Consider the following 24489-nt stretch of genomic DNA (forward strand, 5'->3'; position numbering starts at 1 on the left):
TTAGATAAATTGACTTGGTTAGCAAACGTTCAAAAAAGGAAAACTTATGCCAGTAGAAATAAAAACCGCTAAAGAAATTCATCCTAAAATCTATGCCTACACCACACCGACAGTAACCAGTAATGAAGGCTGGATTAAGATTGGGTATACAGAACGTGATGTCACACAACGTATCAAGGAGCAAACTCATACAGCTCATATAGCTACAGATGTCTTATGGACTGGTGATGCAGCTTATACAGAAGAGCCTGATAAGGGGAAAACTTTCAAGGATCATGATTTCCACCATTTCTTGTCTTTCCATGATGTAGAACGTCGTCCTAAGACGGAATGGTTCTATTTTAATGGAACTCCTGAAAAATCTAAAAATCTATTCGATAAATTTGTTCAGCATGATTTGTCTGGTTATCAACCTGGAAAAGGACAGGACTATACTCTGCGACAAGAGCAAGAAGAAGCAGTTGCTAAGACATTAGCTTATTTCCAAGAACATGCTGGAGGCAAATTTCTCTGGAATGCCAAACCACGATTTGGTAAAACCTTGTCTACCTATGACCTAGCTCGTCGAATGGAAGCTGTTAATGTCCTAATTGTAACAAACCGCCCTGCCATTGCTAACTCATGGTATGATGATTTCGAAACATTCATAGCAGGTCAAACGACTTATAAGTTTGTTTCTGAATCAGACAGCCTTAAGAGTCGTCCAACCTTGTCACGAAAAGAATTTGTTGGTATTTTAGATGACGATGTAAGACAACTTGCTTTTATCAGTCTTCAAGACTTGAAAGGCTCTGCTTATCTAGGTGGAGAGCATAACAAACTTAAATGGGTTACAGATCTCCACTGGGATTTATTGGTTATCGATGAGGCTCACGAAGGAGTTGATACCTTTAAGACAGACCAAGCTTTTAATAAGATCCGTCGAAACTTTACCTTACACCTTTCTGGAACTCCATTTAAAGCATTGGCAAAGGGAGATTTTACCGAGGAGCAAATCTATAACTGGTCTTATGCTGATGAGCAGGCAGCCAAAACTATTTGGTCGCCTGAGCAAGAAGAGGAAAATCCATATGAAACCTTACCTCAGTTAAATCTCTTTACCTATCAAATGTCTCAGATGATTGGTGAAGAGCTAGAGAAAGGCGCTCAACTTGATGGTGAAAATATTGACTATGCTTTTGACTTGAGTGAATTTTTCGCTACAGATGATAAAGGGAAATTTATCCATGAACAAGATGTCAGAAATTGGTTAGATACTCTGTCAAGCAATGAAAAATATCCATTTTCAACCAAAGAACTTCGGAACGAACTCAAGCATACTTTTTGGCTGTTAGAACGTGTAGCCTCAGCTAAAGCTTTAAAAGCTCTACTAGAAGAACATCCCATCTATGAAAATTATGAGATTGTGTTAGCTGCTGGCGACGGGCGTATGTCCGAGGATGACGATAAAGTCAAACTCAAATCCTTGGACTTGGTTAGAAAAGCGATAGCAGAGAATGACAAAACCATTACCCTCTCCGTTGGTCAGTTGACGACAGGGGTCACTATCCCTGAATGGACAGGTGTATTGATGTTATCAAATTTGAAATCACCTGCTCTTTATATGCAGGCTGCATTTCGTGCTCAGAACCCATATTCATGGACCGATAGCAAAGGAAATCATTTCCGCAAAGAAAAAGCCTATGTATTTGACTTTGCGCCGGAAAGAACCTTGATTCTCTTTGATGAGTTTGCCAACAACTTATCGCTTGCGACTGCAGGAGGCGGCGGGACTTCGACAACTCGTGAAGAAAATATTAGAGAATTATTAAACTTCTTTCCAGTTATTGCCGAAGACCGTGCTGGTAAGATGGTTGAAATTGATGCCAAGGCAGTTCTAACCATCCCTCGTCAGATAAAAGCTAGAGAAGTTCTTAAACGTGGCTTTATGTCCAATCTCTTATTTGATAATATCAGCGGTATTTTCCAAGCTAGTCAAACAGTTTTAGATATTTTAAATGAGCTGCCAGTTGAAAAGGAAGGGAAGGTACAAGATAGTTCTGATTTATTAGACTTTTCAGATGTTACAGTCGATGATGAGGGAAATGCAGTAGTAGACCATGAAATTGTAGTTAATCAGCAAATGCGACTTTTTGGTGAAAAAGTTTATGGGCTTGGTGAATCTGTTGCTGAGTTAGTCACAAAAGATGAGGAACGAACTCAAAAACAATTGGCAAATGATTTGAGTAAGACAGTTTCTTCAGTGATTGTAGAAGATTTAAAAGCTGAATACAACCTTAAAACTCGGGAAACAGACCAAATCAAGAAGCAAATTACAGCAACATTTGAGAATGAAATTCGAAAAAATGACATTGAAAGAAAAATTTCTGAAGCTCGTATCAAGCAAGAATTGCAGCAACAAATTAAAGAAGCAGATGATAAGGAGCAAAAGGATAAGATTCAAGAAGATTTGGATAAACGTTTAGAAGAAAATAAGCTCATTCACAAAGAAAAACTAGAGCAAACACTCAAAAAAGAAGTGGAAAAAATTCCTGAGAAGTTTATCGAACAGGTTGAGAGAAAACGTGTTGAACAGTTGAAACAATCAGCTCAAGATGAGATTCGTGACCATCTTCGTGGATTTGCACGAACCATCCCAAGTTTTATTATGGCCTATGGTGATCAAACTCTAACACTTGATAATTTTGATACCTTTGTTCCTGAACATGTTTTTTATGAAGTAACAGGGATTACGATTGATCAGTTTAGATATTTGCGAGATGGTGGGCAGGATTTTGCAGGGCATCTCTTTGATCGAGCAACATTTGACGAAGCTATCCAAGAATTTCTTCGCAAGAAAAAGGAGTTGGCGGATTATTTTAAAGATCAAAAAGAAGACATTTTTGACTATATTCCACCGCAGAAGACCAACCAAATTTTCACTCCTAAACGAGTGGTGAAAAGGATGGTGGATGATTTGGAAAAGGAAAATCCAGGGATTTTTGATGATCCATCTAAGACTTTTATTGATTTATATATGAAGTCAGGTCTCTATATTGCAGAATTGGTTAAACGCCTCTATAATAGTGATGGTTTGAAACAATTATTTCCAGATTCTGAAAAACGTTTGAAGCATATTTTAGAGAATCAGGTTTATGGATTTGCTCCGTCTGAGATTATCTATAATATCTCGACTAATTTTATTTTTGGAAATCTTTCTAAAGATATCAGTAGGAAGAATTTTGTTTTAGCAGATACCATTCCAGCGGCTAAAGAAGGGCGCATTCAAAAGTTGGTTGATTCCTATTTTGAAAATAATTAAAAAGAAGGCTGAGTCAAAATTCTTTGAAATCAGAAAAAACGCATAAGATAAGGTATTGACAATCCTTGGTATTATGCGTTTTATTGTGGGAAGATGTATAATGGATTGAAATAAGATATGAACAAATCGAGTAGGAAAGGAAAATTGATTTATAGAAATGTTTTAGTAGTAGATGCGTACCGTTATAGATTCAATGCACTATAAAATCTGAAGAAAGCAATTTTTAACCAGATCTTAGAAGCAGTTGTGTACTACTCTAACTTCAATAGACTATATCATACAGCTAAAAAAAACAACTCCCTGATGATTCAAGGAGTTGTCTATAGTTAAATTAATTTTTAGAAGATTCTTAGAATTCTGGATTTTTCCATGCTTCGTCAATAATAGCTTGCAATTCTTTAGCAGATGCTTGCATTTTTTGAGTTTCTGCATCGTTCAATGGAATGTTTACTGGACGAACGATACCGTGTGCTCCAACGATAGCTGGTTGACCGATAAAGACGTTCTCAATTCCGTATTGACCTTCTTGGAATACGGAAAGTGGAAGTACTGCGTTTTCATCGTCAAGGATTGCTTTAGTGATACGAGCGAGGGCTACAGCGATACCGTAGTATGTAGCACCTTTCTTGTTAATGATTGAGTATGCAGCGTCGCGAACAGAAATGAAGAGTTCTACAAGGTCAGCTTCATTCAAGTCACGGTTAGCTTGCAACCATTGTTCCAATTTTACACCGGCAACGTTAGCATGTGACCAAACGGCAAACTCAGAGTCACCGTGTTCACCCATGATATAGGCGTGAACTGAACGAGCGTCAACACCGATTTTTTCAGCAAGGGCTTGACGGAAACGAGCTGAGTCAAGTGAAGTACCTGAACCGATAACGCGTTCTTTAGGGAAACCAGAGAATTTCCAAGTTGAGTAAGTCAAAACGTCAACTGGGTTAGCAGCAACAAGGAAGATACCTTTGAAACCTGATTCAACAACTTGAGTTACGATTGATTTGTTGATAGCAAGGTTTTTACCTACAAGGTCAAGACGAGTTTCACCTGGTTTTTGAGGCGCACCTGCAGTGATCACAACAAGGTCAGCGTCTGCACAGTCAGAGTATTGAGCTGCATAGATTTTTTTAGGTGAAGTGAAGGCAAGGGCGTGACTAAGGTCAAGCGCATCCCCAACAGCTTTTTCATGCAATTGTGGAATTTCGATAATTCCAAGCTCTTGTGCAATTCCTTGGTTAACAAGTGCAAAAGCGTAAGATGAACCTACAGCACCATCACCGACAAGGATAACTTTTTTGTGTTGTTTAGTTGAAGTCATTGTTCTAAACATCTCCTTAATTTTATTAGGGGATTTTCCCTAGACAACTTCATTCTATCACTTTTAAAAAACTTTGTCACGAATATGCCGTATAGTTCTCTATGTAAACGTTTTAGTGGTTTAGAGGCTGAAATAGATGGGAATTTATGGTATAATGTTGTTACTTACTAATTGTGAAATGAGGCATTTATTAATGCAGGATAAAAATTTAGTGAATGTCAATCTGACAAAGGAGATGAAGGCAAGCTTTATCGACTACGCCATGAGTGTTATCGTAGCGCGAGCTCTTCCTGATGTTCGAGATGGCTTAAAACCTGTTCACCGTCGCATTCTCTACGGAATGAATGAATTGGGTGTTACTCCAGACAAACCCCATAAAAAATCTGCTCGTATTACAGGGGATGTCATGGGTAAATACCACCCACACGGGGATTCCTCTATCTATGAAGCCATGGTCCGTATGGCTCAATGGTGGAGTTACCGTTACATGCTTGTAGATGGTCATGGGAATTTTGGTTCCATGGATGGAGATAGTGCTGCCGCTCAACGTTATACCGAGGCACGTATGAGCAAGATTGCTCTGGAAATGCTTCGTGATATCAACAAAAATACAGTTGATTTCGTTGATAACTATGATGCCAACGAACGGGAACCCTTGGTCTTGCCAGCGCGTTTTCCAAACCTTTTGGTTAATGGAGCAACTGGTATTGCGGTTGGGATGGCAACCAATATTCCACCTCATAATCTAGGTGAAACCATTGATGCAGTGAAGTTGGTCATGGATAATCCTGAAGTGACTACCAAGGAATTGATGGAAGTCTTGCCTGGTCCAGATTTTCCAACAGGTGCCCTTGTCATGGGGAAATCAGGTATCCACAAGGCTTATGAAACAGGTAAAGGTTCGATTGTCCTACGTTCTCGTACCGAAATCGAAGAAACTAAGACTGGCCGTGAGCGCATTGTTGTAACAGAATTTCCTTATATGGTCAACAAAACCAAGGTGCATGAGCATATTGTTCGCTTGGTTCAGGAAAAACGCATTGAGGGGATTACAGCAGTACGTGATGAGTCAAACCGTGAGGGTGTTCGATTTGTTATTGAAGTCAAGCGTGATGCGTCAGCCAATGTTATCCTCAATAATCTTTTCAAGATGACCCAGATGCAAACCAACTTTGGTTTCAATATGCTGGCTATCCAAAATGGTATACCGAAAATTTTGTCTCTTCGTCAGATTTTGGATGCTTATATCGAGCACCAAAAAGAAGTAGTTGTTCGTCGTACACGTTTTGATAAGGAAAAAGCGGAAGCGCGCGCTCATATCTTAGAAGGTCTCTTGATTGCGCTAGACCATATCGACGAAGTGATTCGTATCATTCGTGCTAGTGAAACGGATGCGGAAGCACAAGATGAGTTGATGAGTAAGTTTAAGCTTTCTGAACGTCAAAGTCAGGCCATCCTAGACATGCGTCTTCGTCGTTTGACAGGTTTGGAACGCGATAAGATTCAATCTGAGTATGATGACCTCTTGGCTCTGATTGCGGACTTAGCGGATATTCTTGCTAAGCCTGAACGTGTTTCTCAAATCATCAAAGACGAATTGGATGAAGTTAAACGTAAATTTTCCGATAAACGCCGTACAGAGTTGATGGTTGGACAGGTCTTGAGTCTCGAGGATGAGGACTTGATTGAAGAATCGGATGTCTTAATTACCCTTTCTAACAAAGGATACATTAAACGTCTGGACCAAGCTGAATTTACTGCTCAAAAACGTGGGGGTCGTGGTGTCCAAGGAACAGGAGTGAAAGATGATGACTTTGTTCGTGAGTTAGTGTCAACTAGCACCCATGATCATCTGCTCTTCTTCACAAATAAAGGACGAGTTTATCGTTTGAAAGGTTATGAAATTCCTGAGTATGGTCGGACTGCCAAAGGGCTACCAGTAGTCAATCTCTTGAAATTGGATGAAGACGAAAATATTCAGACGGTTATCAATGTTGAGTCTGATCGCAGTGATGATGCTTATCTCTTCTTTACAACCCGTCACGGTATTGTGAAGAGAACCAGTGTTAAGGAATTTGCCAATATTCGTCAAAATGGTCTCAAAGCGCTGAATTTAAAGGATGAAGATGAGTTAATCAATGTCTTGTTGGCGGAAGGAGATATGGATATTATCATTGGTACCAAGTTTGGTTATGCAGTTCGCTTTAATCAATCAGCCGTTCGTGGTATGAGTCGTATCGCCACTGGTGTGAAAGGTGTTAACCTTCGTGAAGGAGACACAGTTGTTGGTGCCAGCTTGATTACTGATCAAGATGAGGTTCTTATTATCACAGAAAAAGGATATGGTAAGCGTACAGTCGCTACTGAATACCCAACAAAAGGTCGTGGTGGTAAGGGAATGCAGACAGCTAAAATTACCGAAAAAAATGGCTTGCTGGCCGGTCTTATGACTGTTCAAGGGGATGAGGATTTGATGATTATCACTGATACAGGTGTCATGATTCGAACCAATCTTGCCAATATTTCACAAACAGGACGTGCAACTATGGGAGTTAAAGTAATGCGCCTGGATCAAGATGCTCAGATAGTGACTTTCACAACGGTTGCGGTGGCAGAAAAAGAAGAGGTTGGGACAGAAAATGAAACAGAAGGTGAAGAATAATGTCTCATAAAAATAATAAAAAGAAAAACAAGCGAAAAAATCTGCTGACAAATATCCTAGCAGGATTTCTGATATTACTGTCACTGGCTTTGATTTTTAATGCGCAAATTCGAAATATTTTCATAGTCTGGAATACCAATAAGTATCAAGTTAGCCAGGTATCAAAAGAAAAATTAGAAGAAAATCAGGATACAGAAGGCAATTTTGACTTTGATTCTGTCAAAGCTATCTCTTCGGAAGCTGTTCTAACTTCTCAATGGGATGCTCAAAAATTACCAGTTATTGGGGGAATTGCAATTCCTGAATTGGAAATGAATTTGCCGATTTTTAAAGGACTTGATAATGTTAATCTCTTCTACGGAGCTGGTACAATGAAACGCGAGCAAGTAATGGGGGAAGGAAATTATAGTCTAGCTAGTCACCATATCTTTGGTGTTGATAATGCTAATAAAATGTTATTTTCTCCTTTAGATAATGCTAAAAATGGCATGAAGATTTATCTAACCGATAAAAATAAAGTTTATACTTATGAAATACGTGAAGTCAAACGTGTGACACCGGATCGTGTTGATGAGGTTGATGATAGAGAAGGGGTCAATGAAATCACATTAGTAACCTGTGAAGACCTTGCTGCTACAGAACGTATTATTGTCAAAGGTGATTTGAAAGAAACAAAAGATTATTCACAAACATCTGATGAAATCCTAACAGCTTTCAATCAACCATATAAACAATTTTATTAATACAAATCAGTGAAATCCAGAATTTCACTGATTTTTTTAAGATTTTCATAAAAATATAGTAAAATGAAATAAGAATAGGACGAATCGATCAGGACAGTCAAATCGATTTCTAACAATGTTTTAGAAGTATATGTGTACTATTCTAGTTTCAATCTACTATACTTGCCAAAAGGTTTCGGCTCCATCTTTACCTTCCATGTCAAAGGTGGGGAGGCAGAAGCCCGCAAGGTCATTGATCATTTAGAAATCTTTTCTGATCTTGCAAACGTGGCAGATGCTAAATCGCTTGTTGTCCATCCAGCAACAACCACTCATGGTCAATTGTCAGAAAAAGACCTAGAAGCAGCAGGTGTCACACCAAACCAAATCCACTTGTCTATCGGTCTTGAAAATGTAGAAGATTTGATTGGAGACTTGCGCTTGGCCTTGGAAAAAATTTAAAGAAAAAGAAGATAAACAGTGGGTTTCGACTCGCTGTTTTTGATTTTCCTTCATGCGTGATATAATGGTTACAGAAGTCTAGAAAGAGGAATGTAATGAACGAAATCAAATGTCCCAACTGTGGGGAAGTCTTTACAGTAAATGAAAGCCAGTATGCTGAACTTTTGTCCCAAGTGAGAACGGCAGAGTTTGATAAGGAACTACACGATAGGATGAGGCAGGAACTGGCCTTGGCTGAGCAAAAGGCTATGAATGAGCAACAGACTAAACTGGCTCAGAAGGATCAAGAAATTGCGCAATTACAGAGTCAGATCCAAAACTTTGATACAGAAAAAGAATTGGCCAAGAAAGAAGTTGAAGAGACAAGCCATCAGGCCCTCTTGGCTAAGGACAAGGAAGTACAGGCTTTGGAGAACCAATTGGCCACTTTGCGTTTAGAGCATGAAAATCAACTGCAAAAGACCCTTTCTGACCTAGAAAAAGAACATGTTCAGGTCAAAAATCAGCTCCTCTTGCAAGAAAAGGAAAATGAGTTGTCTTTGGCTTCTGTTAAGCAAAACTATGAAGCCCAGCTTAAAGCAGCTAGTGAACAAGTCGAGTTTTATAAGAATTTTAAGGCTCAACAATCTACAAAAGCCATTGGGGAAAGCCTAGAACAGTATGCAGAGAGTGAGTTTAACAAGGTCCGTAGTTTCGCCTTTCCAAATGCCTACTTTGAGAAGGATAACAAAGTCTCTGCGCGTGGGTCTAAGGGAGACTTCATCTTCCGTGAGTGTGATGAAAATGAGGTAGAGATTATCTCCATTATGTTTGAGATGAAGAATGAAGCTGACGGAACAGAGAAGAAGCACAAGAATGCAGATTTTTACAAGGAATTGGACAAGGACCGTCGGGAGAAGAACTGTGAATATGCCGTTTTAGTGACCATGCTTGAGGCCGATAACGACTACTTTAACACAGGGATTGTTGACGTCAGTCACGAGTATGAAAAGATGTATGTGGTTCGTCCTCAATTCTTTATTCAGTTGATTGGGCTCTTACGTAATGCGGCTCTTAATTCTTTAAAATACAAGCAGGAGTTAGCGCTTGTTCGCGAGCAAAATATCGACATTACACATTTTGAGGAAGACTTGGATGCTTTTAAACTAGCCTTTGCTAAGAACTATAATTCAGCTTCGACCAACTTTGGAAAAGCTATTGATGAAATCGACAAGGCCATCAAACGCATGGAAGAGGTTAAGAAATTCCTGACCACATCTGAAAACCAACTCCGTTTAGCTAACAACAAATTGGAAGATGTTTCTGTTAAAAAATTGACTCGGAAAAATCCAACCATGAAAGCGAAATTTGAAGCATTGAAGGGGGAGTAGAAAGCAAAAATGAACGGTATTATCAACTTAAAAAAAGAAGCAGGAATGACCTCGCATGATGCGGTTTTTAAACTGCGTAAGATTTTGGGCACCAAGAAAATTGGTCATGGTGGGACCTTGGATCCAGATGTAGTGGGTGTTTTGCCCATTGCGGTTGGCAAGGCGACCCGCATGGTCGAGTTTATGCAGGACGAGGGCAAGGTCTATGAGGGGGAAATCACTCTGGGCTATTCAACGACGACCGAGGATGCTAGTGGGGAAGTTGTCGCAGAGACGCCTGTTTTGTCACCTTTAGATGAAACCATTGTTGATGAAGCGATTGCGAGCTTGACTGGACCTATTAGTCAGATTCCGCCTATGTACTCGGCAGTTAAGGTTAATGGTCGCAAGCTCTATGAGTATGCGCGTGCTGGTCAGGAAGTGGAGCGTCCAGAACGTCAGGTGACCATTTATCAATTTGAGCGAACAAGTCCGATTTCTTATGATGGCCAACTTGCCCGATTCACTTTTCGTGTAAAATGCAGTAAAGGGACTTACATCCGTACTTTGTCAGTTGATTTGGGTGAAAAGCTTGGTTATGCGGCTCATATGTCTCAGTTAACTCGTACTAGTGCTGCTGGCTTACAATTAGAAGACGCACTGACCTTGGAGGAAATTGCTGAAAAAGTAGAGGCTGGCCAATTGGACTTTCTCCATCCTATAGAGATTGGGACAGGTGATCTTGTCAAAGTTTTCCTAAGTCCAGAAGAAGCTACAGAAGTTCGCTTTGGTCGTTTTATTGAGCTAGACCAAACGGACAAAGAACTGGCTGCCTTTGAAGATGATACATTGTTAGCCATTCTAGAAAAACGGGACAAACTCTACAAGCCAAGGAAGGTTTTTAGCTAGATCCTTTAGGAATAAAAATCGGGTGATAGATAACAATTGCTTGATAAAACCCCATACTAATAGTAGAATGGGGTTGGGAATTATAATATTCCAATTGTTGCGAGTTGTAGATACTCAAATAATCTATATAGAAATTTAGAGGTGTGAAATGAAGCAATTTAAAATTCTTTCAGATAAATATTTAGAGTCCATTACAGGTTCTGGTGGGAACTTAGGCCCAGGAGTATATTGTGTAGACGTTAAAGGTCGAGCAAAATGCAGTATCAATCATGGAGAGTTTTGGGGGTACACGGGAAGTGTAGTAGTCAATGGCTGGATTAATTATGGTCCATGGGCACCTAGACCAGGATTTGGTGTGATAATTCCATGATGCAAAATGAGTTTCGAGAAAGGGTGGAGCAACTTCTTCAACAAAAAGAAATAAATGAAAATAGTGAGTTGAGTCACCTGTTTCGTCTTGCTATACAAAATTTAGACAGAAATGAAAAATACCAATCGGTCATGGCCAATTTGAGTCAAGGGTTGTCGCTTTACCTCATGACGCATCATTACCAGGCACCTAAGTCTGTCATTGATTTTGGTTTATGGATTGCCAAAGCTCCTAGCCAGGAAAGAGGGAGACTGGCTTTCTTGCAGATGCTTGCTCAAACCCTACAGGGCTTTCGTTAAAACTATCGAACATCAGAGGGAAGACTCTGGTGTTTTTTGCTGATGAGACTATAAATTTTGTAAAAAATGTGATAGAATAGACGACGGATAAAATAACGGAGGATAGCATGCAAAATAGACCAATCATTATTGGAGTGACAGGTGGTTCTGGTGGTGGTAAAACCAGTGTTTCAAGAGCCATTTTATCGCATTTTCTTGATGAAAAGATTTCCATGATTGAGCATGATTCATACTACAAGGATCAGTCTCATTTGACCTTTGAAGAGCGTATCAAAACCAACTATGACCATCCATTTGCCTTTGATACAGACTTGATGATTGAGCAGATGAAGGAATTGTTGGCAGGGCGTCCGGTGGACATTCCGACTTATGACTATACTGAACATACACGGAGCAGCAAGACCTATCGTCAGGAGCCTCAGGATGTCTTTATCGTTGAGGGCATTTTGGTCTTGGAGGACAAGCGCCTGCGCGATTTGATGGATATCAAGATTTTTGTGGATACGGATGATGATGTGCGCATTATTCGTCGTATCAAGCGCGATATGGAAGAACGTGGCCGTAGCCTTGATAGCGTTATTGACCAGTATCTAGGTGTGGTTAAACCCATGTACCATCAGTTTATCGAGCCGACTAAGCGTTATGCTGATATCGTCATTCCTGAGGGAGTCAGCAATACAGTAGCTATCGACCTGTTGACGACCAAGATTGCTAAGATTTTGGAAGAAGCTCGAAATAGCAAATAAACAGAATTGGAGGCCTTGCCTCCTTTTTCTATTTTTCCCTCATAATGGTACATAAATGGAGATTTTTAGGCATATTTTTGGTATAATAATACCCATGAAAGAGCAAGAAAATGAATAGTAGGTGGAGATGGAAAAGTATTTATCGGTAACAACTTTGACCAAGTATCTGAAAATGAAATTCGATAAAGACCCATACTTGGAACGGGTCTATTTAACTGGTCAAGTTTCCAACTTTCGTAAACGACCTACTCACCAATATTTCTCCCTAAAAGATGACCATGCAGTTATTCAAGCGACCATCTGGTCTGGGGTTTATCAGAAATTAGGTTTCGACCTAGAAGAAGGAATGAAAATCAATGTGATTGGGCGTGTGCAGGTCTATGAACCAAGTGGTAGCTACTCCATCATCATTGAAAAGGCTGAGCCTGATGGGGTTGGGGCGCTTGCGATTCAGTTTGAACAACTCAAGAAAAAATTGACAGAAGAAGGCCTGTTTCAAGAACGTTTCAAGCAAGCTCTGCCCCAATTTTCTAAGAGAATTGGTGTGGTAACCAGTCGCAGTGGAGCCGTTATTCGAGATATTATCACGACCGTCAGTAGGCGATTTCCAGGTGTTGATATTCTACTCTATCCAACTAAGGTTCAAGGTGAAGGTTCTGCGGAGGAAATTGCTAGAAATATTGCGCGTGCTAATCAAGGGGACGATTTGGATTTACTCATTATTGGTCGTGGAGGTGGTTCCATAGAGGATCTCTGGGCCTTTAACGAAGAAATTGTGGTACGAGCTATTTTTGAATCTCGTTTGCCAGTTATCTCTAGTGTGGGGCATGAGACGGATGTGACCTTGGCAGATTTTGTGGCAGATCGACGCGCTGCAACGCCAACAGCGGCGGCTGAACTAGCAACACCTGTGACCAAGTTGGATCTATTAGCTCATTTGCAAAATCAGGAAAAACGGATGGCAACGGCAGTCCGAAATGTCCTATCTAAGAAACAAGAAGCTTTGAAAAAATGCAGTCAGTCTGTTATCTTTAGACAACCAGAACGTTTGTATGATGGCTATATGCAACGCTTGGATCAACTGCAATTGCGTTTGAAACAAAGTTTGCGAACACGGATTTCTGATAACAAGCAATTAGTCCAAGCAAGGACGCATCAACTGGTTCAATTATCACCTGTTACCAAAATCCAACGCTATCAAGACCGTCTAGGCCAGTTGGATAAGCTCCTCCGTAGTCAAATGACGCTGGTTTATGATGCCAGGGTTGCTGAAGTGAGGCGACTTTCAGAAGCTTTGCTCATGTTGGATACCAGTCGAATCGTGGCGCGTGGTTATGCTATTGTCAAAAAAGAAGATTCCGTGGTTGATTCGGTTGAGAGTTTGAAGAAAAAAGACCAAGTAACGCTTTTGATGCGAGATGGTCAAGTAGAATTAGAGGTTAAAGATGTCAAAACAAAAGAAATTTGAGGAAAATCTAGCAGAACTGGAGACCATTGTCCAAAGTTTGGAAAATGGTGAAATTGCTCTGGAAGATGCGATTGCTGCCTTTCAAAAGGGCATGGTCTTGTCAAAAGAACTCCAAGCGACGCTGGACAAGGCTGAAAAGACCTTGGTCAAGGTCATGCAAGAAGACGGAACAGAAAGTGATTTTGAATGAAGAAGCAAGAAAAATTAGCTCTTGTCGAGTCAGCCTTGGAAGACTTTTATGGAGGCCAGCAGTTTGCCTCTAGTTTGCGAGAGTCTGTTCTCTATTCCATTCATGCTGGTGGCAAGCGTATTCGACCTTTTCTCTTGTTGGAAGTTCTGGAAGCCTTGCAGGTGGCTATTAAACCAGCTCACGCGCAGGTGGCCGCAGCCTTGGAAATGATTCATACAGGGAGTTTGATTCACGATGACCTTCCTGCTATGGATGATGATGATTACCGTCGGGGACGCTTGACCAATCATAAGAAATTTGGTGAAGCTATGGCCATTTTGGCAGGAGATGCTTTATTCCTAGATCCCTATGCCTTGATAGCGCAGGCAGATTTGCCAAGTCAGATTAAGGTAGACTTGATTGCTAACTTATCCTTTGCTTCAGGTAGTCTGGGAATGGTTGCAGGGCAAGTTTTGGATATGGAAGGCGAACACCAGCATTTGTCTTTGGAAGAACTCCAGACTATTCATGCTAATAAGACTGGAAAACTGCTAGCCTATCCCTTCCAAGCGGCTGCTATTATTGCTGAATTGGCACCTGAGATGCAGGTGAAGCTGAAAACGGTTGGTGAATTGATTGGGCTTGCTTTTCAAGTTCGAGATGATGTACTGGATGTGACCGCCAGTTTTGAGGAAATCGGCAAGACACCACAAAAGGATTTGCAGGCTGAAAAATCAACCTATCCAGCCTTATTGGGCTTGGAAGAAGCTATTGCCTTTTGTAACCAGACTTTGGATCAAGCTAATGCAAAATTAGAAGAAATTGCCCAGCAGATTCCCTTTGAGATAGAATCGATTGTAAGTGTAGTAGAAAGTTTGAGAATCAATGGCTAAGGAAAGAGTGGATGTACTAGCTTATAAACAGGGCTTGTTTGAAACGCGAGAACAGGCCAAGCGCGGTGTCATGGCTGGTCTAGTCCTAGCAGTCCTGAATGGAGAACGGTTTGACAAACCAGGAGAGAAAATCCCGGACGACACTGAGTTAAAACTCAAGGGGGAGAAACTCAAGTATGTCAGCCGTGGTGGCTTGAAACTGGAAAAGGCCTTGCAGGTCTTTGATTTGTCAGTGGAAGGAGCTACAACGATTGATATCGGTGCCTCTACTGGAGGTTTTACCGATGTCATGTTGCAAAATGGTGCTGAACTTGTCTTTGCAGTTGATGTTGGTACCAATCAATTGTCTTGGAAACTACGCCAAGACCCACGAGTTGTCAGCATGGAGCAGTTCAATTTCCGCTATGCTGAAAAGACCGATTTCAAGCAGGAGCCGTGCTTTGCCAGTATTGATGTGAGTTTCATTTCCCTTAGTCTGATTCTGCCGGCCTTGCACCGTGTCTTGTCTGATCAAGGGCAGGTCGTGGCTCTGGTTAAACCTCAGTTTGAGGCAGGTCGAGAGCAGATCGGGAAAAATGGAATTATTCGCGATGCTAAGGTTCATCAACATGTCCTTGAATCTGTCACAGCTATGGCAGTAGAGGAAGGCTTTTCAGTCCTTGGATTGGATTTTTCTCCCATCCAAGGTGGACATGGAAATATCGAGTTTTTAGCGTATTTGAAAAAAGAAGAGTCAGCAAGCAATCAGGTTCTTGCTGAGATTGAAGAAATAGTAGAAAGGGCGCATAGTCAATTTAAAAATGAATAAAAAAGAGAGACTTGAAAAAATTAGACGATTTGTGACAGATTATCAAATCGGTACACAAGAAGAAATTGTAGAACATTTGAAAGAGGCAGGCATCACTGCCACTCAGGCGACAGTATCACGTGATATCAAAGAGCTAGGCATTGTCAAAATTCCTTTGAGAGACAACACCTATGTCTATGAATTGCCAAAATCAATCGTAAAAAGTTTGCAACTAGCTGAATATAATATCGAATCGGCTCAATTGATGGACAAGATGATCAATCTCCAAGTTATTCCAGGAAATACGGCTTTTGTAAAAGCTCAGTTAATTGAGACTTTTGCGGATAAGATTTTCAGCTGTTTGGCTGATGATAGCTCGATTTTAGTCATGGCCAGAAGTGAAAGTCTAGCTGAGGAAATCTTTGAACAAGTAAAAAAATGGTAGGTCTATATGTTACTTGAAATTTCGATAAAAAACTTTGCCATTATTGAGGCTATTTCCCTCCATTTTGAAAAGGGGATGACAGTCCTGACTGGTGAAACAGGCGCAGGGAAGTCGATTATCATTGATGCCATGAATATGATGTTGGGAGCTCGTGCGACGACAGATGTTATTCGTCATGGTGCACCAAAGGCAGAGATTGAGGGGCTTTTCTCAGTTGAGAATAGTCGTCTTTTACAGGAAATTTTTGATGAGCAAGGTTTGGAATTGGGTGATGAAATTATCATCCGTCGGGAAATCTTGCAAAATGGTCGGAGTATTAGTCGTGTCAATGGCCAGATGGTTAATCTGTCTGTTTTGCGTGCTATTGGGCAACATCTGGTGGACATTCATGGTCAGCATGATCAAGAAGAGTTAATGCGTCCCCAACTGCATATTCAGATGCTGGATGAATTTGGTGATACAGCCTTTTGGGACTTGAAAGAAACCTATCAAACAAGTTTTGATGCTTATCGAAAAATGCGCAAGCAGGTTCTGGAAGTCAAGAAAAACCAACAGGAACACAAGGCACGTATCGAAATGTTGGAATTTCAAATGGCAGAGATTGAGGCAGCAAACTTGCAGGCTGGAGAAGACTTGTCTCTCAATCAAGAGCGTGATAAACTGCTCAATCATAAAAATATTGCGGATACACTGACCAATGCCTACAGTATGTTGGACAATGAAGACTTTTCAAGTCTAGCCAATGTTCGTTCAGCCATGAATGACATGGAAAGTGTCGAAGAGTACGACCCTGAATACCGTGAAATTTCAAGCTCTCTGTCTGAGACCTACTATATTTTAGAAGATATTAGCAAACGTCTGGAAGCTATTATTGAGGACCTTGATTTTGACGGCAATCGTCTCATGCAGGTTGAGAATCGTTTGGACCTCCTTCATACTATTACCCGCAAGTATGGTGGGACTGTAGACGATGTCTTGCTTTATTTTGCCAAGATTACGGAAGAATACAATCTCTTGACAGGTAATAATCTTTCGTCTGAGGACATGGAAGCAGAGCTCAAGAAGTTGGAAGTCAGTCTTGTCAATTTGGCAGGTCAACTTGCCTCTGCTCGTCATGACTTGGCTCAGCAGCTCGAAGCTGAGATTAAACAAGAACTGCAAGACCTTTATATGGAAAAAGCCCAGTTTCAGGTTCGTTTTAGCAAGGGCAAATTCAGCCGTGAGGGCAATGAAATGGTTGAGTTTTATATTTCAACCAACCCTGGAGAAGACTTTAAACCCTTGGTCAAGGTTGCGTCTGGTGGGGAATTATCTCGTCTCATGTTAGCCATTAAGTCTGCCTTTTCACGTAAAGAAGGTAAGACTAGCATTGTCTTTGATGAGGTGGATACGGGAGTTTCAGGCCGTGTAGCTCAGGCTATTGCACAGAAGATTCACAAGATTGGCCAACATGGGCAGGTTCTAGCTATTTCCCATTTACCACAAGTGATTGCGATTGCGGATTATCAATTCTTTATTGAGAAGATTAGCAATGACCATTCAACAGTTTCGACTGTTCGTCTCTTGACGGTTGAAGAGCGAGTGGAGGAAGTTGCTAAGATGTTGGCAGGTGATGATGTGACCGAAGCAGCCCTGACGCAAGCCAGAGAATTGTTGAGAAACAGGGAGAAATAAGATGACAGACTATTATGTAATTGGAGATGTTCACGGAAAAGCTGGGATGCTGGAAGACCTTCTCAAAACATGGGATGGTCAGACCCAGTTGCTCTTTCTAGGGGATTTGATTGACCGTGGTGAAGATAGTCGCCGTGTTTTAGAGATGGTTAAGGACTTGGTCGATAATCAAGGGGCAATCTGTTTGTCAGGAAATCACGAGTATATGTTTTTGACTTGGCTTGATAACCCAGAAGAAAGCTATGATCACTATCGTCGTAATGGTGGAGATACAACCATTAACTCTATCCTAGGTCGTCCCTTGGATGCACCAGTTGATGGAGTTGAGGATGCCAAGCGTGTTGCTACCGAAGCGGCAGACTTGGTCGAATTCATTCGTCAAATGCCATTTGTAGTAGAGACAGACAAGTATATCTTTGTACATGCTGGTATTGATCTGACCTTGGACGACTGGCATGAAACCACAGATTACAAGAAAGTATGGCTTAGAAAACCATTCCACGAAGCCGAAAATCATACTGGAAAAACCATTGTCTTCGGTCATACACCGGTCTATGGTTTGTTACAGCAAGAGCGTGGTACAGCTGAGCTTTGGATGGCAGAAAATGGTAAGATTGGAATGGATGGAGGAGCTGTTTATGGTGGTGTCCTTCACGGGATTGTCTTTACAGACCAAGGGATGACAGAACACCACTTTATCGAAAATGACGGCTTTGTCGCTGAAGATTAGTACTCCTAGCAGGGGATGGTCTTGTCAAAATATCAAAAACAATTTATAATAAATAGATACCCTGAAAGGAAGAGACTCATGAACTTAGAAGAATTGAAAAAACGACAGGAGAAGATCCGTAACTTCTCTATTATCGCCCATATTGACCACGGGAAGTCGACTCTAGCAGACCGCATTTTGGAAAAAACTGAGACAGTCTCCAGTCGTGAAATGCAAGCTCAGCTTTTGGATAGTATGGATTTAGAACGGGAACGTGGGATTACCATTAAGTTAAATGCCATCGAGCTCAATTACACTGCAAAAGACGGGGAAACTTATATTTTTCACTTGATTGACACACCAGGACACGTAGACTTCACCTATGAAGTTTCCCGTTCGCTAGCTGCCTGTGAGGGAGCGATTTTGGTGGTCGATGCTGCCCAAGGGATTGAGGCTCAAACCCTTGCCAATGTTTATCTGGCCTTGGACAATGATTTGGAAATCATGCCAGTCATTAACAAAATTGACCTGCCTGCTGCAGACCCTGAGCGAGTGCGTACAGAGATTGAAGATGTCATCGGTCTAGATGCCAGTGAAGCAGTTTTGGCTTCTGCCAAGGCTGGTATTGGTATAGAAGAAATTCTAGAGCAAATTGTAGAAAAAGTACCAGCACCAACGGGTGATGTGACGGCGCCTCTTAAGGCTTTGATTTTCGACTCAGTTTACGATGCTTACCGTGGAGTTATCCTCCAAGTGCGTGTCATGGATGGGGTGGTCAAACCTGGCGATAAGATTCAGCTTATGAGCAATGGCAAGACCTTTGATGTGACCGAAGTCGGTATCTTTACACCCAAAGCAGTTGGTCGTGATTTTCTTGCGACTGGGGACGTTGGTTATATTGCGGCTTCTATCAAGACGGTTCAGGATACTCGTGTGGGGGATACCGTTACCTTGGCAACCAATCCTGCAACAGAGCCATTACATGGCTACAAGCAGATGAATCCTATGGTCTTTGCGGGTCTCTATCCTATCGAGTCAAACAAGTACAATGACCTGCGTGAAGCCCTTGAAAAATTGCAACTGAATGATGCTAGTCTTCAGTTTGAACCAGAAACATCTCAGGCACTTGGATTTGGTTTCCGTTGTGGATTTCTTGGACTTCTCCATATGGATGTTATCCAAGAACGTTTGGAACGTGAGTTCAATATTGACCTCATCATGACAGCTCCGTCTGTTATTTACAAAGTTAATTTGACCGACGGTGAGTCTATGGATGTGTCTAACCCATCTGAGTTTCCAGACCCAACTAAGATTGCGACCATTGAAGAGCCTTATGTCAAGGCGCAAATCATGGTACCACAGGAGTTCGTCGGAGCAGTAATGGAGCTAGCTCAGCGTAAGCGTGGGGACTTTGTGACTATGGACTATATTGATGATAACCGTGTTAATGTCATCTATCAAATTCCACTGGCTGAAATCGTCTTCGACTTCTTTGATAAACTTAAGTCTTCGACACGTGGTTATGCAAGTTTTGACTACGAATTGTCAGAATATCGCCCATCTAAGCTAGTGAAAATGGATATCCTTCTCAATGGAGACAAGGTGGATGCCCTCAGCTTTATCGTTCACAAGGACTTTGCCTACGAACGTGGGAAACTCATCGTTGATAAGCTCAAGAAAATCATCCCTCGCCAACAATTTGAGGTTCCAATCCAAGCAGCAATTGGACACAAGATTGTCGCTCGTACTGATATCAAGGCCCTTCGTAAGAACGTACTTGCTAAATGTTACGGTGGTGACGTTTCTCGTAAACGCAAACTCCTTGAAAAACAAAAAGCTGGTAAGAAGCGTATGAAAGCCATCGGATCAGTAGAAGTTCCTCAAGAAGCCTTCCTCAGCGTCTTGAGCATGGATGAAGAATAAGTTATCAGAAATGCCTTTCCTTGTTCACAGGAAATGTATATAAGAATCAATAGTAAAGCAGGCTTAGATGGTCTGCTTTTTTATAAACTATCAAGAAATCGGAGAAAATAATGGTATAGTAGATTGAAACTAGAATAGTACACCTCTACTTTTAAAACATTGTTAGAAATAGATTTGACTGTCCTGATAGATTTGCCCTGTTCTTATTTCATTTCACTATAAAATTTTAAATTTGTGACCATATCTTGACTGTATTTTCCTTTCTTTTTCGAATAAATAAATAGAATAATCAAATCTAGATTAAAAAATGTGCTATAATGAAAGGAGAAGCAATATGACTGTACGTCATCCGGGCATTAGCCCGACCAATGATTTGGTTGCTAAGAAGATTTTTAGCAATCCGGAAATCACTTGTCAATTTATTCGCGATATGCTGGATTTACCAGCCAAAAATGTGACCATTTTGGAGGGAAGTAACATTCACGTCTTGCCTTCCCTGCCCTACTCGGCTCAGGATTTCTATACCAGTATAGATGTTTTAGCTGAACTAGATAATGGTACTCAAGTAATCATTGAGATTCAAGTCCATCATCAGAATTTTTTCATCAATCGCCTGTGGGCTTATCTTTGCAGTCAGGTCAATCAAAATCTTGAAAAAATTCGTCAACGAGAAGGTGATACTCATCAGAGTTATAAACACATCTCACCAGTATACGCTATCGCAATTGTGGATAGTAACTACTTCTCAGATGACTTGGCTTTTCATAGTTTTAGCATGCGAGAGGATAGGACAGGTGAGGTTTTAACAATTACAAACAATGGACAGGAAAACCATCTGGTTAAGATGGCATTCTTGGAACTAAAAAAATACAGAGAAACCAGCAAAGACGAGGTTCGCAAGCCATGGTTGGAGTTTTTCGGGAATAAACCCTTTACCCAAGAACCTGAGCGAGCCATCAGCCAAGCAGACCAACTGCTAGATTACAAGAGCTGGTCCGAGGAGGACAGGGAGATGTTTAGTCAACTACGTATGCGAGAAGAACAAGCCTTATTAGCACAGGACTATGCCTTGGAACAAGCTGAAGAAAAAGGGTTGGAGAGAGGTCGTGCAGAGGGGCTTGAACAGGGATTAAAAGTAGGTTTAGTAAATCTAGTCCGCCAAGGTCTTCTGACTTCTGAGGTTGCTAGCCAGCAGTTGGGCATAACCGTCGCTGAGTTTGAGGAGCTATTGAAAAAATACAAATAAGCCCTAAAAAAATACAGAGAAACCAGCAAAGACGAGGTTCGCAAGCCATGGTTGGAGTTTTTCGGGAATAAACCCTTTACCCAAGAACCTGAGCGAGCCATCAGCCAAGCAGACCAACTGCTAGATTACAAGAGCTGGTTCGAGGAGGACAGGGAGATGTTTAGTCAACTACGTATGCGAGAAGAACAAGCCTTATTAGCACAGGACTATGCCTTGGAACAAGCTGAAGAAAAAGGGTTGGAGAGAGGTCGTGCAGAGGGGCTTGAACAGGGATTAAAAGTAGGTTTAGTAAATCTAGTCCGCCAAGGTCTTCTGACTTCTGAGGTTGCTAGCCAGCAGTTGTGGGCATAACCGTCGCTGAGTTTGAGGAGCTATTGAAAAAATACAAATAAGCCCTAAAAAAATACAGAGAAACCAGCAAAGACAAGGTTCGCAAGCCATGGTTGGAGTTTTTTGTAACTCTCTATCTCCTAGATAGTGTTCGATAAAATACAGTGATTTCGGAGTTAGCTAGCTAATAATCTAATCTATAAGAATCCCTAAGCAAGGGGTTAGAATCTATAAACTGGCCTATGATTTAGTTTTATCCATAAATGATAAAAAAGAGAGTATGCGTGGCTACTACAGAAGAGAGGCTTTTTAAGCATACAATGCTAGGATTTGTTTTTATCAATTAGCTTTTGATCTGCTTAACATCAGGTGGAAACACTTCGAAACAAACCGTAACTAAAATGTTATCAAATTGTAATAAAACCTTGATTTGTATATGTTTCTCAAGACAGAATCGTCAGGAAGCTTGATAGAATAGCTTTGTACAGCCTATCCATATATATATGGATAGGCTGTCTTTTTCTTGATACTAAGTGAGATAAAGAAGTCAAATGATTATCTTTTTAAAGTAATTTAAGGTATAATAGTCTAGTCATATCAGGTTGAATGATTGAGTGCATTTTTGATTCACAAGGCAAACCTTTGCATTGTGTTATAGTTATGGACTCAGTAATTACACTTGAAAAAATTTAAACTAAAAAGGGGAACATCTAATATGTTTTATAGTGAGAAGGACGATAGAGAAAAACAATTACGTTTTTCGATTCGGAAGGTTAGTTTTGGAGCGGCCTCGGTAGCCGTGGCGGCACTCTATCTCTTTATGGGAAGTGGAGCGGTATCTGCTGAGGAAGCGCAGACCGTACAGTCAAATGAGGAGGTGGCAGCTGATAAGGATTCGGAAACAGAGAAAAAACCAGAGAATCAGCAGCCAACCTACGCTGCTCCTGCTGCAAAGGAACAAGGATCTGCAACCAATACTGAAGCAGGGGATGAAGGCAAGCAAGAAAGTCATCCAGAGACCAAAGAGGAAGAAGCCAACTCATCTGAAAGAAGCGAAACTACAACTGAAGACTCTGTGAGTGGGGACTCTAGCTCTCCAAAATCTGAAGGTGAAGGTACAAAATCAGAAGAAGCAAGCAGGAAGCCAAAAGTACGTAAAAGACGTGATGCAGCCCCTGCCTCAACAGCGACTGCAACCGATGACGACCTAGATGCACATCAGACTTATGAAGCTCCAGAAGATGGTGCAAGTGTAGACGATTTGGCGACTAAATTAAAAGCTTTGCCTGAAACAGTAGAGAATGAGAAAAAACTTGCTAACATAGACCAAGTTGGTGCTACCAAAAGTATAAATCCAGGTGAAGTGAGTGAATTGGATGAATTTGGTGGTTGGAAGGCAGTTTCAGCAGATGGCAAAACAGGAAAATTTGCTGTTGCAAGAAAGACAGCTGACGGTGTCTTTCCTATTGAGACTGTGAATACGGTTTTGAAAGGTACTGATAGATATAATACATGGACTCAGGAAAGTGTTTTTAATCGTGATAGCCGATATGCTCTCTTCCTGTCTAAAGTGAGAACAAAAAGTACTAGGGATTTACCTACATTTGATAAGTCAGTGTATATGGAAAGAGGTGAAGGAAAAACTATCTCTAAAGGTTTGGAGGGATTTAATGGTATAGAAAAGACATTTAAAGTTTATTCGCAAGGAGTAGGATCAAGCGTCGAAATTGCTTTCAATATAGGATATACAGGAGATATTGACGGAAAAAAAGCTACTTACAAAGTTGAATTATTAGGTAAAAAAGAAAATAATGATATTCTATTGTACTCTGTTAATTTTGATCCTGCAAGATCTGTATCTGATAATGATAAGAGTGTGACAAAAGCTACTGAAATAAGTTCTAAAATAATTGATATGCCTGTAGCTGGAATAAATAAAGAGAATCTTAATCATAAGTTAGCAGAATCTCCCTATAGTTCAAAGGGTACAGCAGGAACATTCAAGAGTAAAAAGATTGATATCCCTGCGGGATATACGGAATACAAGGTTCGTATTAGTTCAAATGATAATCTACATCTAGGTATGGGATACCAAGTAGAGTGGAATCATTATGCTCTACCAATTACTGGAACAGGGTTTAGAGTTACTCAGGATACTAGGAAAGTCGCTAAGGACTTAGCTGAAAAAGTTTATGATAAATTAACCCAACAAAAAGAAGAAGATACAAAATGGTCAACTCCTGAAACCAAGACTGCTTATGAAGCAAAATTGCAGAAAATTAAGGAAAAGATTGAATCTGGAGCTAGTACTACTGATTATCGAACAGTAGTAGAAGAAGCCATAGAAAAACAAAAAAACCTGAATGAAGAAAAGAAAATAAAACATAAAGCAGCTGATGAAATAGCTGAAAAAGCAGCAGAGAAATTAGTTAAAATAGATGATGATGAAACATTATCAGAAAACGAAAAGAGGATAGCTACAGAAAAAGTTATAGCAGAAGCAGAAAAAGCAGCACAAAAGGTCAAAATAGCCACAGACCAAGATGGTGTGGAAAAAGCTAAAACGGATGGGATTGATGCAATAACCAAAGTTAACCCAGTAGGAAAAGACAAGGCTAAAAAAGCTATTCAAGATGAGCTTGATAAGAAAGAAGCTGAGATTGAAGGAAATGACCAGCTTAGCCCAGATGAAAAAGCAGCAGCTAAG

Annotated in this window: 19 protein-coding genes and 2 pseudogenes; 20 read left to right on the forward strand and 1 reads right to left on the reverse strand. The window is 40.7% G+C overall.

The window, feature by feature from the left end; genetic code table 11:
* Nucleotides 1–46: 46 nt before the first annotated feature.
* The gene (locus tag HT693_RS03975; protein WP_172924916.1) at nt 47–3301 is read left to right on the forward strand and encodes a DEAD/DEAH box helicase family protein; all 3255 of its coding nucleotides are present in this window, start codon (nt 47–49) and stop codon (nt 3299–3301) included.
* A gap of 349 nt (nt 3302–3650) precedes the next feature.
* Here the strand turns inward: HT693_RS03975 and HT693_RS03980 are convergent, their stop codons facing one another.
* The gene (locus tag HT693_RS03980; protein WP_000204723.1) at nt 3651–4619 is read right to left on the reverse strand and encodes an L-lactate dehydrogenase; all 969 of its coding nucleotides are present in this window, start codon (nt 4617–4619) and stop codon (nt 3651–3653) included.
* A gap of 193 nt (nt 4620–4812) precedes the next feature.
* On the opposite strand from HT693_RS03980, the gene gyrA reads away from it, so the two are divergent.
* From gyrA to HT693_RS04075, 19 genes and pseudogenes are all read left to right on the forward strand, one after another.
* Nucleotides 4813–7281, forward strand: coding sequence for a DNA gyrase subunit A (gyrA, locus tag HT693_RS03985; protein WP_119942511.1), 2469 nt, complete (start codon nt 4813–4815; stop codon nt 7279–7281).
* Nucleotides 7281–8024, forward strand: coding sequence for a sortase SrtA (srtA, locus tag HT693_RS03990; RefSeq protein ID WP_000018518.1), 744 nt, complete (start codon nt 7281–7283; stop codon nt 8022–8024). The genes gyrA and srtA overlap by 1 nt, the downstream gene beginning before the upstream one ends.
* Before the next feature lie 159 nt (nt 8025–8183).
* Nucleotides 8184–8465, forward strand: a pseudogene (locus HT693_RS03995) (PLP-dependent transferase); the annotation flags it as partial.
* 95 nt (nt 8466–8560) lie between these two features.
* The gene (locus HT693_RS04000; protein ID WP_138704433.1) at nt 8561–9835 is read left to right on the forward strand and encodes a DUF2130 domain-containing protein; all 1275 of its coding nucleotides are present in this window, start codon (nt 8561–8563) and stop codon (nt 9833–9835) included.
* Nucleotides 9836–9844: 9 nt separating this feature from the next.
* Nucleotides 9845–10723, forward strand: a complete 879-nt coding sequence (truB, locus tag HT693_RS04005; protein WP_172924918.1) for a tRNA pseudouridine(55) synthase TruB — start codon at nt 9845–9847, stop codon at nt 10721–10723.
* Nucleotides 10724–10871: 148 nt separating this feature from the next.
* The gene (locus tag HT693_RS04010; RefSeq protein WP_000808578.1) at nt 10872–11093 is read left to right on the forward strand and encodes a hypothetical protein; all 222 of its coding nucleotides are present in this window, start codon (nt 10872–10874) and stop codon (nt 11091–11093) included.
* Nucleotides 11090–11392 (forward strand): bacteriocin immunity protein, encoded by a 303-nt coding sequence (locus HT693_RS04015; RefSeq protein WP_000983427.1) that lies wholly within the window; start codon nt 11090–11092, stop codon nt 11390–11392. The genes HT693_RS04010 and HT693_RS04015 overlap by 4 nt, the downstream gene beginning before the upstream one ends.
* Nucleotides 11393–11499: 107 nt before the next feature.
* Complete coding sequence (gene udk, locus HT693_RS04020) at nt 11500–12138, forward strand: uridine kinase (RefSeq protein WP_001181364.1); 639 nt, start codon at nt 11500–11502, stop codon at nt 12136–12138.
* A gap of 127 nt (nt 12139–12265) precedes the next feature.
* Complete coding sequence (gene xseA / locus HT693_RS04025) at nt 12266–13606, forward strand: exodeoxyribonuclease VII large subunit (protein ID WP_050975895.1); 1341 nt, start codon at nt 12266–12268, stop codon at nt 13604–13606.
* On the forward strand, nt 13584–13796 hold the full coding sequence (locus HT693_RS04030) for an exodeoxyribonuclease VII small subunit (protein WP_000043226.1): 213 nt from the start codon (nt 13584–13586) through the stop codon (nt 13794–13796). Before xseA ends, HT693_RS04030 begins: the two co-directional genes overlap by 23 nt.
* The gene (locus HT693_RS04035; protein WP_050975896.1) at nt 13793–14668 is read left to right on the forward strand and encodes a polyprenyl synthetase family protein; all 876 of its coding nucleotides are present in this window, start codon (nt 13793–13795) and stop codon (nt 14666–14668) included. The genes HT693_RS04030 and HT693_RS04035 overlap by 4 nt, the downstream gene beginning before the upstream one ends.
* On the forward strand, nt 14661–15476 hold the full coding sequence (locus HT693_RS04040; protein WP_001041042.1) for a TlyA family RNA methyltransferase: 816 nt from the start codon (nt 14661–14663) through the stop codon (nt 15474–15476). Before HT693_RS04035 ends, HT693_RS04040 begins: the two co-directional genes overlap by 8 nt.
* Nucleotides 15469–15900 carry an arginine repressor gene (locus tag HT693_RS04045; protein WP_001034403.1) on the forward strand — a complete coding sequence of 144 codons (432 nt, stop codon included), beginning with the start codon at nt 15469–15471 and terminating at the stop codon, nt 15898–15900. Before HT693_RS04040 ends, HT693_RS04045 begins: the two co-directional genes overlap by 8 nt.
* A gap of 6 nt (nt 15901–15906) precedes the next feature.
* The gene (gene recN / locus HT693_RS04050; protein ID WP_166735361.1) at nt 15907–17574 is read left to right on the forward strand and encodes a DNA repair protein RecN; all 1668 of its coding nucleotides are present in this window, start codon (nt 15907–15909) and stop codon (nt 17572–17574) included.
* 1 nt (nt 17575) lies between these two features.
* Entirely contained in the window at nt 17576–18304 is a 729-nt protein-coding gene (locus HT693_RS04055) for a metallophosphoesterase family protein (protein WP_172924921.1), read from the forward strand.
* A 78-nt stretch (nt 18305–18382) separates the two neighbouring features.
* Complete coding sequence (gene lepA, locus HT693_RS04060; RefSeq protein ID WP_001047210.1) at nt 18383–20206, forward strand: translation elongation factor 4; 1824 nt, start codon at nt 18383–18385, stop codon at nt 20204–20206.
* 334 nt (nt 20207–20540) lie between these two features.
* Nucleotides 20541–21452, forward strand: a complete 912-nt coding sequence (locus HT693_RS04065; RefSeq protein ID WP_083022231.1) for an Rpn family recombination-promoting nuclease/putative transposase — start codon at nt 20541–20543, stop codon at nt 21450–21452.
* Nucleotides 21453–21455: 3 nt separating this feature from the next.
* Nucleotides 21456–21844 (forward strand): annotated as a pseudogene (locus HT693_RS04070) (hypothetical protein); the annotation flags it as partial.
* A 653-nt stretch (nt 21845–22497) separates the two neighbouring features.
* Nucleotides 22498–24489 (forward strand): YSIRK-type signal peptide-containing protein (locus HT693_RS04075; RefSeq protein WP_172924923.1); only part of this gene is annotated, 1992 nt, incomplete at its 3' end.

Source organism: Streptococcus sp. 2154 (assembly GCF_013277255.1).
In the GTDB taxonomy this organism is placed as follows: domain Bacteria; phylum Bacillota; class Bacilli; order Lactobacillales; family Streptococcaceae; genus Streptococcus; species Streptococcus pseudopneumoniae.